Source organism: Sphingomonas ginsenosidimutans (assembly GCF_002374835.1).
Taxonomy (GTDB): Bacteria; Pseudomonadota; Alphaproteobacteria; order Sphingomonadales; family Sphingomonadaceae; genus Sphingomonas; species Sphingomonas ginsenosidimutans.
The window spans coordinates 1-10302 of the sequence record NZ_NWVD01000021.1 but is presented as its reverse complement, the minus strand read 5'-3'; the positions used below and the strand labels follow the sequence as shown (position 1 = coordinate 10302).

Genomic DNA, 10302 nt, shown 5'->3' with positions numbered 1-10302 from the left:
GTCCGCCTCCGGTGCCCGGATCGCCTTGCGCACCACCTTGCGCGACAGGTGCAGGTCCCGCGCTATCGCCTTGATGGCCTTCCCCGACGCGTGCTCGCGCCGGATCCTCAACACCGTCTCCAATACCAGCATCCCGCTCTCGCCGCCTGACACACCGCCAAGCGAACAGCCTAGACCACCGGGATGAGGGGTCCCTTTTCGACGCCGATCACCCCGCTACCGGGGTCCTTTTTCCACGCCGATCCACACTCTCAGCCCCTTGCCTGCGCGGATATCGGCTTCCTGAACCGGGAAGCTGTAGCGGTCGATCGGGCACTTGGCTGTGCCGCCCACCGTTTCCAGGAAGGTGAGACCTGCGAGACCGGCGCGCTCGTCGATAAGCTCGTCTGCGGAGAGGTCGCTGAGGCGGAAGTATTCCCACCAGGTCGCCTTTTCCTCACGGCGATGCCACTCGAGAAGATTGGCAAGGAGCCAGCGCGCATGCTGCTCTGCGCTGCGCTCTTGCGGGTCGACAGGAACGTCGGCAGTCAGCTGCTCAATCAGCGGCATGATCCGCTCGAGCCATTCGGACAGGCCTTCGCTCGGCCCACTCTCTCCTGGCTCCGGCCTCGTCACCTCGAGGCCACGGGAAAGGAGCTTGGCGCGTTCGGCCTCCAGCCAATCGCGCAGCGCCTCGGTCGAGACACAGTCGTCGCGGTTGTAGGCTTCTACGGTCTGCTTATCCTCCGGGAGAATTCCCGCCGCGTCGTTCAGTTCGAGGTTCACCTGCAGCCGGTTAAGCGCCAGGTTGGCATCGGGAAGGCTGGCGTCACGTACATAGCCGTAAAGCGGCTCGAGCTTCTTGATGGAATAGCTCTCGACGCCCGCGCGCAGCGAATGGCGGACCACGCTCAGCAAATCGACGAACACAAGACCACGCAGCAGCGAATCCAGTTCGTCTTCGCGCGTACCATATCGTCCCATCAGCCGTTTCAGCGCGCCCGGCTCGTATCCGCCGTAGTGGTAGACATGGAGCTGCGGGAAGACCTTCTTTCGCTCGAGCACGAAATCGATGAATGTCTCGAAGGCTGCCTTCTCGCCGGCACGGTCAAGCGCCCACAGCCCGCGGTACTGTGGCTCACCCTTCTCGCGGAAGTGGAAGCCCAGGAGATATTCCAGCCCATGCTGGCCAACGAAGGAATCTCCCTCAAAGTCGAGAAAGACATCGCCCTCACAAGGCTCGGGCAGGCAATTGAGGCCGAAACCTGCCACCGGTGCCAGAAGTTCATAGCGCAGCTCGCCGCTGGCTCTGGATTCGAGCTGTATCCTGGCCTGCTCGCGAACGCGGGTCAGCGATTCTTTCGAGCCGCGTTCCGGCTTCCATGGCAGGGGCAGCGGAAGCTCTGCCAGCGCCGTTGCCGTGGTGATGTCGTGATCCTTGAGCTCTGCGATCTGCATCGAGGAGATGCCCGCCACGAGGCAAAGATGATCGTCATCGCGGCGTTGTTTGTCACAGCGCGTGCTCCAATTGCAGATGTCGCAGTTTGATGTCGGCTCCGGATAGGTCTGTGCGGGCTTGTCGGTGCCGATCGCTCCCAGCAATCCCTGCTTCACCTGACGATGATAGGCGGCGAAATCGGCAAGCCGATACCGCTCCGGTGCAAAGTCGGTCCAGGGCGGGATGACGCTGGCGAAGATCGGCATGGTGCCTTGCACTTCGCCAATGAGCTCGGAGTAAAGGCAGAGCTGAAGGACGGTGCCGCCCTTCGTTTCCCGGGCGAGCTTGGTGTCGGCAGCTTCATAGGACCAATCGCCAAGGTCGCTTGGCGTATCGACGCGCTGCAGAATGTCGGCACGGCCTGCCCAGGATCCGCCTCGCAGCGCGCCCTGGACGATCACGTCAACGCCCGCCCGCATGGCGGCGATTGTTTGAGCGACGGCCTCGTCGCTGACGTCCACGCCTTCAACCACGACGCATGAAAGCCCTTGGGCGCGCAGATGGTCCACATAGGCCAGTTCGTGCTGCTTGCCGCGCTCCCAGAGCGCCTCGAGCGCGGGATCGAAGAATTTCGGACGCGAAAGCTCACCGCGCGCTGCCGCATGCTCCAACTGGGTCACGTGCCGACAGTTCAGATAACCAACCAGATCGGTAGCGCTGAGGCGCGGCGTTCCATTTTGAATTTGCACTATAAAGCCCCCGAAAACTCAGCACGTTTCAGCTTCGGCAAGCTCGAGCGTGAGCTGCCGCAATTGTTGGATGACGGCCTGCCGAGAGCCGAGTTCAACGCTCATCGTGTGGAGCCGCCGGGCCTGATCCGCGCCAATCCGGTGCGAAGCCAGCGTACCAGGGCTGTCAGCCAGCGCGAAGTGATGCGGATAGAGCAGGCTGAGGCAGTTGCAGTGGTAGATCTGACCATAGGCCATCATCTGATAGACGTCAGCCTGTGAGACCCCCTGCTTGGGATCATCGATCCGGGACGAAATCCGCTTCCACTTGGTATCGATGATCTGCACGACCTCATTGCCCCGCTTCACCAGGATATCGGGCCTAGTCTGAAACACCTGGCGGCCATCAGTCTCATTCTCGAGGCAAAAGAGACGACCGCCTTGAAGGCTCACGCTAAATCCTGTGCCCGAGAGCGCGCGCTTGAGCAGGCGGCCCACATACTCCTCAAAGAGGGTATTCATTTCGAAAAGAAGCGAGAAGCCGTCCTGCCGGCCGATCGAACTCGTCTGGAACCGGTCGCCGAGGAGAAGCCGGGCTAGCGTGATCAGCTCCTTCCAGCGCGCGTTGGTGCGATCGAGATGCACATCGTCCCAGCGCAACCCGCTTACCGGGACATCGGCTATGTCGGCATAGGCGAAGCTCAACTCGGCAAGCCGGCGCTGGTTATCGGCATTGTTGGAAACGCGCAGCAGCCGGGAAACCGCTGCTTTCATGATCTGATTGAGCGGGGTGTCAGGCGACAGTTCGTCGAAACGGCAGGCGAGACGCTGCGGCGAAGCGGCGAGACGCGTAAACTGCCGCACCACATCAAGTCGCCCGCGAAGCGCGGGCAATTCATCCTCGCAGGCCATGTAGCGACGAGGCATGCCCTGCCGCAGTGCGTCGGCGAGCTTTCGGGAAAACAGCCCGATCAGGACCTCGAGCAATGTGTCGCGTTGAGAGCCAAGCGCCGTCATGGTGCCGCTGTCGATCTCCAGATCGAGCGCTACGGCCAGCATATGCACCAGGCGATCCCGCAAGTAGCCGCGATTGTCGGGATCGCTCTCTGAAGGCTTGGCATCGATCTTTGGCAGGATTTCCAGCGTACACCCATCAGCGACAATCACGCCCACCACCTGACGAGCTCCAAGAGCATGCCGGCCATGCTCCAGGATCCCCTTGCCATTCTTGCCGGCTAGGGGGGAGCGCCGCGCAACGGCGACGAGCCTGTCTGCTGCCCACGCGGGGATGCATTCCTCACCCTCGCCATAAGCGAGCGATTGCCATTCGAGGAGTGATCGCCGGATCACGCAAAGCCCTTGTAGGCATCATCTGCAAACGGCTGCCGAACCTGCCAGCGCCAACGAGCTGGAGCATCGCCATCGGAATCGAGGCCGTTGGGGGCCTTCAACTCCCGCCGTTCCAAGAAACGCTCGCCGGTCGTATCGCCAAGCACGGCAGCGACCTTGGACCAGTCCTCGTAGAAGTACTCGGCGAGGAGCGGGATAACCTTGTGGCGCATGCATTCATCGACGTCGGAGCGGGTCGCACACCCCATGAAATAGGCGTGCCCGATCTGGTGTTCCCGGTCGAAGAGGTACTCGATGCGCTCGTTGAGAGTGGCGAGGAGATTTCTGAGCGCAATGCCATCGACATTTTCAGGCAGCGCCTCGGTGTCCGGCATGAGCTCGCGGAAGGTGAAGCGCCGGCGCAGAGCGGTGTCCAGCAAGGCGATGGAGCGATCCGCCGTATTCATTGTGCCGATAATGTGGAGGTTCGATGGCACCCCGAAGATCTCACCCGAGTAGGGCAATTTCACGCGAAGCTCGTTTTCCTCACCGATCCGCTTGTCCGGTTCGAGCAAGGTGATGAGCTCACCGAAAACCTTGGAAATATTCGCGCGGTTGATCTCGTCAATGATGAGCACGTAGGGCTCGGGTACACCCGTGGTGGCCACCGCATCCCCACCTGAGGTGACGATCTGTTCCAACGCGTCCCAGTCGATGTAGCGATTGTTCAGCTGGTACACCGAGACCTGGCTGAAGATCTTCCCGTATATGCGTTCGCGCGGGAGGCTCTCATCAGAGTGCCAAAGCCATTTGACCGATCGGCGATGGTTATACTCGCCGTTGGGGCCGGGAACAAAACGATAGCCCCCGGTGACCTCGCCAATCGCCCGGAATTTCCTGTTGCCGTCCGACACAACGACCAGCGAGCCGACTTCCATGTTGATTCTGAAGGCGTACATCTGGGACATGTTGGGATCGTTGCCGGTCGCCTCGGGGTGATCCTCGCGCCACCGTTCCTTGATCGCTTCCCATTTGTCGAAGCGGGGATCAGACCAGTCGACGTCGCCGCCATATCCCAGGACAATGTACCCATCGCGGATTGCATCCTGAAAGATTGCGTCATCTTCTGCTGCCCAGCTTCGCCCGAGCGACATCTTGAAGATCTTCTGGCTTCGATCGAGCAGCGGCTTCTCGGCGTCGACTGCATGGCCGCGGTTTTCAGAGGCAAGATTTGCAATCTGCTTGAAGATGCCGTCGTGGGGCTTCAGGCTGAACCCTCCACTGGCCGGACCATCGTCGCTCTCCTCGCCCGTGACGGGCCTCAGTCCTTCGACGAACTCTTCGTAGGAGAAGGACTGGTGAAACGTGACAAAGCCGATGCGCCCCTTGCGATGCAGGGACTGATAGACATCCATCAGTTCCTTGCGGCCAAGCTGCGCCGATCCTGGACCGTTGCAGATTTCCACGGCCTCGGCGGCTGTCGCATAGGTCTTTCCCGTTCCCGGAGGCCCGTAAAGGATCAGGTTGGTTGCAGTCGGCATGGATGGCCTCATTTCTGAAATTTCTTGCGTTGCATCGGCAGCTTGGTCTTCCTGGCTCACGACCCAGAGGAAGCTCTGGACGTCCCACAGGTCTCGGGGCTGCCATCCCCAACCGACCATTTCCTCGTAGAGCTTGTGCGCGAAGCGGAGCACTTCGGCATATTCTTCGGCTGACAGCGGGCTCCAGCCGAACAGCGGCTTGCGAACCAAAGCCTTATAGGCCCTCGAGAGCGGGTCGGTGTTGATGCCCAGGGCATCGCGCGGTCTGACCAGCGCCAGGAACATCGACGGGATATTGCGGCTCTCCGAGTAGGGCTTGCTCTTCTCCTGGCCGTCCAGAAGGACGGGCCAGATCGCGTCGACCATTTGTTTGGCCGCCGCCGGCGGGTCATCGCTTGAGCGGGCCAATTGGGCCGCTGCCAGTTCGAGAACATTCGGATGCTGCTGGCGAATGGCGGCGAGACGGTTGTTGGTCCGCCAACCGGGAAGATCGATACCCGTCAGGATGTCGAACAAGGCGCCGCCCAGCGCCTCGGGTGCCAGCGGCGGCTCGGACTGCATGAGCGCCGCAACCTTGGCGACCGCCTCTCGCTTGTAGTTGATGACATCGCTGAAGACTTGCGAGGTCGCGCCAGCAAATCCTTCCGGTTCAAAATCGGGATAGGTCCGCAGGAAACGAGCCTTGAGGTCCGCAAGCGCGGCGGCGTCGAGGATCAGGTCATTCCCGTGAATTGAACCCTTCGCGGGAATGCCCAGAGCTTGGGCAATTTCTGGGTCGATTTCATAGAAAGTCAGTTTCTGTTTGCCGTATCCCAGATAAGGCCGCCGGCCGTTGTTGGACCGCAGCACCCGGACCAGACGCTGCTCCTTGAACAGCGCCCGAGCCACCGCCAAGACATCGTCGGTTTCAATGGCATCTTCAGTTTTGTTCGAGGCGCCCATGATCCGGAACGCTTTGACCCCCGACTGCCGGTTGGTTTGGCGAATGGGCCAGTGAACCGTTCTGGAATCATCAAAGAGTGCGATGCGCTTCTCGGCATCGACACTGTCGAATGCGTCACCCGCAGTCCCTGAGCGGAACTGAGCGTAATCGTTAAGCGTCGAGCGATAGTGCGAGAGGTTCGCATAAAGATTGCCATCGATCGGAAAGCGAGCCGGGTTTTCCCGACCGGCACGTTCGTCGGCCTTAGAATAGGCAAGCGCGGCCTTGATGCCTTCGAGACCATCGGCGTCGAAGGCTTCGTCAAGGTCGCCATAATGCGCTTCTACGCGCTTCGCGTCTTGCACGCGCGTGTTTTGCGTGGAGGGGGAACCTCCCTTCTTCGCGATCCACTCTCGAAACTCGGCTTCTTGCATCTGTGCTTTCTCAGAAATCTTTAAAGGGATCGGTGAAATGGGCGCTGTCTATTTCGCGCCAATGAGATGCCAAAGCACCTCGATCATGGCGTATGTGTCTTTGGCACAGTAAGTCCTAAGCGATTGCGCTAGCTCAGCTACTCGGACCTCGGAGGTCGCTGGTGCAATTGCTTCGAGATAGGCGAGCTGTGCCGCGGAGCCATCCGAGACGTCCAGCATGGCATAGTCGCCGCTAATGCTGATGGTCGGCAGGACAGCCTTGATAGACCAACTGCCGCCCTGATCGCGGTGGTACCAGTGCTCGCGGGTAACCGGCAGAAGATCAACAATGCGCGCTGCGATCGCCTTGAGATCGTCGGCGAGATCCGAAAACCGCTCCGCCAGCCGGAGGATGCATGCCCGCTCGAAGGCTGCATTGTACGCGATGACGGTCCCATCCTGGGGGATCTGGGCCACCAGTGCCTCGGCGCAGGCGCGACGAGGATCTTTGCCATCCAGGCTCAAGAACTCACGATGAGTGATCTGCCCTTCGCAATCTTCGATGTGGGCTGAAAATTGAAAGGGGACTTGTTCCCAGGGTTTCGTTCCGAGCCAGCGAGGCAAGGCAAAGGCGATCGTCTCGAAATCGAGATAGGTTCGAGGAAATGTCCAATCGTCGACGATCCGCCGCGCTCCGTCGACGTCGTGGTAGGCGACGCCGGACAAGACAGCCTCGTGAATTCTCGCGTGAACGGCATTGGTGAAGCTGCCAGCCGGCACGTCCTTGAGCTCGGCAATGCCATGTTCGGCCCACTTGGCTGCTAGCTGCTTGCCTGTCCGGGGCAGCGAGGAGATCGGATATCGCGCCGTTTCCAGATCGCGCGAGCAATAGGCCACAAATTCGCACGGGAACGGATCATGGCAATGACCGCCGGGATCGCGAGCGGGCTCTTCCCCATCAAGGACAGACCTGATTTCAGCGACCAACTTTGGGCGCTTGAGGGCGATCGGCTTGGCATCCTCCAGAGATGGCGTATCCACGAATGCGCCATGGTAGTTTCCTTCATCCGTCAGGAAGAACTGGTTGTTGAGATGCCGGATGGCGGCCGAACTCACCTGGACCCCGGCCTCACGCAGCACCCAGAGCTGGGTCGCCAGATCGGCGACATGATAATCCTTGCGGCTCGTTGAGCTCTTCACTTCGGCCACGTGCCAGCCCCCAAGCCCGTCGGGTTCCATGATATCGACGCGAACGAGCACACCATCGTGGGCAAAGGTAGCTTCGAACAGCGGGTCTTGGGCTGATGCGGACGTGAGTTCCTGGGTCCGCTGAAGCGCAGCGGCAAGGTCCGGCTCGGCCTCGATCATAATGCCGCCGGAGCACAGTGAGCAGGCAGCGTCCCCAACTTCATGACCAGCAGCGAAGCGCGCCTCAGCACCTGCATCGAGCTCTGCAAGGTCAGGCCGATGCGTCTGCAGCCACAATCGCTTCGGGCACTGCTCGAAGGAGGTGATCTTCGATTTGGAAAGGCCGAACTTCCGGCTGCCAGAACTCATTGAACTACGTCATGCCCCCTCATTCCCAATGCCCAGCGTGCACTCTAGCACTGTGGGATGACAAAATCTGTCACCTCGGGTTAAACATCATCCTTCGAGATGAAAGAGATCGGGGCGCTCTGCTGATCATTGATCAGCGGTATCTCCGACGGTCGGCGCAGTTCGAGCTGCTCGGGAATATCCGAGGTAAGACCATAGGCCAGGAGCAGTCGGGAGGTATCGCATTTAATGCTCGTCATCTGCGCGGGAGGGCTTGGGTGCATGAGCTTTAGATCGCCGAGTGTGGGGTGCACCCGAGCAATAAATTCCTTGTGCACCGCGGTCTTGCAACCGCCACCGATCGCCATGAGCTGCACAGGATTGCGGCGGAGGGTTGCATCGAAATTGCGCGGAGCAACGCGGGGATGCCGCGCATAATTGAAGACCTGATCGTATTGCTCGATGCAAGCCCGCCGAAACAGATCATCCGGGAAGCCGTCGCCTCGCGCGGCTTCAAGTGCTGCGGCGCCGAGCAGATTTACCTCAGCGGCAAAGGCCGCGACGCGCTCGCGATTGACAAGGTTGAAGGCCACAACGTCGAGCGTCGATGCGCCAACGTCGATGAGGATATGAGCGCCGTCCCTAGCAAACGGCTCATTGGCGTAGCCTGAGATGGCTGCGGTGAGCTCGGGCACGAGGTCAAAGCCAGTCGGCAAATCGTGCGTCGAGGCCTGATAGCACTCCCGAACCTTGCTATGCGTGAGGCAGATCGCGTGCGGCATAAGGGCACGCGCGGCGCTGACAATGTGCCTGAAATCCCGGTAGGTCTTGGTATCATCCTGGGCGGCAACGGGAATGCCGATGTTGATGGCTAGGAAATTTCTGGCCGCGTCGCCCCCCAGCGGCTGGGTCTTCTCGTACCATCCCAGGCAATGAGCCAACTGGAGTGCAAGGAAAGCCGCGGCAGCTTCATTTCGGGTAACCGCCAAGTCCGGCAGAATGCGCTTGCCGCCGCCGCCGGCGAGAATGCCTGCCTTGAAGCCTTCCAGTGCCACCTTGCCCTTGCCGGGCAGCAGGGAGAATTCCTCTGTGTCGGGCGAAAACCAGATCACGCTTTGCCACAAATAGGGATGCCGGTTCGATTGCAGCAAATTGGGTGCAGGTCGTGCGGCGGTCGGATTGCCCGCCCGGTAAGGCTGGCGAACGGCGAGCTTGATTGAACTCGTCCCGAAGTCGCAGCCTATGATGTACCCAGAGTGGTCAGGCTCCGGCTTTGCCCGAATGATATCTGAGCCGAGCGCGATGCACTCTTCTACCCCGGTCCGAACCCAAGGAAAAGCGCGCTGCGGCCGTGCTTCGATCGGAGGCGGCGCCTCGCCAAACAGCACTCGAATTCGCTCAAGGAGCTGTTTGGTCGTTGGCGGCGGCGGCGGTGGAGGGGCAGCCGGAACAGCGGGCGTGATTGCGACTGGCTGCGTAACTGGCTTTGGCTTGGCGACGACGAGATTAGGAAGGAGTGGCAATCGAGCCTTCCCGTTACCAGCCTTCTTTCCATTGGCGGCTTCAACCTTTGGCGGGGGCGAAGCGGCGGGCGGGTTTTGCTTCGCGAAGGGCGGGAAAGGTTCGGTTTTCTTGCGTTCTTCGAGAGGCCGCTTGGGCAGCAAACCGGCCTTGATTTGATGCGGGAGTGGCGCCGCCGTCTCGACTGGAACGACCTTGGATCGTCCACGGCCCGTTGGCTGAACTTCAAACTCCCGGCGCTTGGCCTTGGATGGCGCACTCGCGGCCTGCTCTTCGGCTTTCTTCATTATGGCCGCTTCGACATCCGCAAACCCAGCTGAATGCGAGAGGTCGGGCTTTGCAGGAGGACCCCGATGCCGGGGCTGGGCAGCCCCAGACGTGCCTTTCAATTTCTTCAAAGCCTCGGCCGCGTCGGCAAATGAGCCGAATGACTGACCTTTCTTTCCCATGCTCATCGTCCCCCAACGATAATGAGCGCAATGCCCGCGAGGATGGGCTCCTCGAACGTCAGTCGCCTCTCTCGCTCGACGATCTCGTCCAGCTTGACGTCCATTCGGGCGAGGAACTTGTTGAGCTTGCCTTGCTCAAGAAGAGCAATACGCATGCGTCCGTCGCCGCCCGTCAGGCGCAGATCCCGAATCCTGCTTTGTGGATCGGCGTGGAAAAAGGACCCCGGTAGCGGGGTGATCGGCGTCGAAAAGGGACCCCTCATCCCGGTGGTCTAGGCTGTTCGCTTGGCGGTGTGTCAGGCGGCGAGAGCGGGATGCTGGTATTGGAGACGGTGTTGAGGATCCGGCGCGAGCACGCGTCGGGGAAGGCCATCAAGGCGATAGCGCGGGACCTGCACCTGTCGCGCAAGGTGGTGCGCAAGGCGATCCGGGCACCGGAGGCGGAC

The 10302-nt window shown here is 60.7% G+C and carries 6 protein-coding genes; all 6 read right to left on the bottom strand.

Annotated features, from left to right (window positions below):
- Nucleotides 1-216: 216 nt before the first annotated feature.
- Entirely contained in the window at nt 217-2166 is a 1950-nt protein-coding gene (locus COA17_RS18045) for a TM0106 family RecB-like putative nuclease (RefSeq protein ID WP_281253342.1), read from the bottom strand.
- A gap of 18 nt (nt 2167-2184) precedes the next feature.
- A complete protein-coding gene (locus tag COA17_RS18040; protein ID WP_096614253.1) occupies nt 2185-3495 on the bottom strand; it encodes an McrC family protein in 1311 nt (436 codons plus the stop codon).
- Nucleotides 3492-6371 carry an AAA family ATPase gene (locus tag COA17_RS18035; protein WP_096614251.1) on the bottom strand — a complete coding sequence of 960 codons (2880 nt, stop codon included), beginning with the start codon at nt 6369-6371 and terminating at the stop codon, nt 3492-3494. The genes COA17_RS18040 and COA17_RS18035 overlap by 4 nt, the downstream gene beginning before the upstream one ends.
- A 48-nt stretch (nt 6372-6419) precedes the next feature.
- Entirely contained in the window at nt 6420-7907 is a 1488-nt protein-coding gene (locus tag COA17_RS18030; RefSeq protein ID WP_096614249.1) for a DUF2779 domain-containing protein, read from the bottom strand.
- Nucleotides 7908-7987: 80 nt separating this feature from the next.
- Nucleotides 7988-9694, bottom strand: a complete 1707-nt coding sequence (locus COA17_RS19185) for a hypothetical protein (protein WP_141397131.1) — start codon at nt 9692-9694, stop codon at nt 7988-7990.
- Between the two features lie 164 nt (nt 9695-9858).
- Complete coding sequence (locus COA17_RS19180) at nt 9859-10119, bottom strand: hypothetical protein (protein ID WP_141397130.1); 261 nt, start codon at nt 10117-10119, stop codon at nt 9859-9861.
- Nucleotides 10120-10302: the final 183 nt, after the last annotated feature.

Bases quoted from the DNA above. Each gene is read 5' to 3' on its own strand.
- COA17_RS18035 (WP_096614251.1), bottom strand. From the start codon at position 6,371: ATGCAAGAAGCCGAGTTTCGAGAGTGGATCGCGAAGAAGGGAGGTTCC.
- COA17_RS18030 (WP_096614249.1), bottom strand. From the start codon at position 7,907: ATGAGTTCTGGCAGCCGGAAGTTCGGCCTTTCCAAATCGAAGATCACC.
- COA17_RS19185 (WP_141397131.1), bottom strand. From the start codon at position 9,694: ATGAAGAAAGCCGAAGAGCAGGCCGCGAGTGCGCCATCCAAGGCCAAG.
- COA17_RS19180 (WP_141397130.1), bottom strand. From the start codon at position 10,119: ATGAGGGGTCCCTTTTCGACGCCGATCACCCCGCTACCGGGGTCCTTT.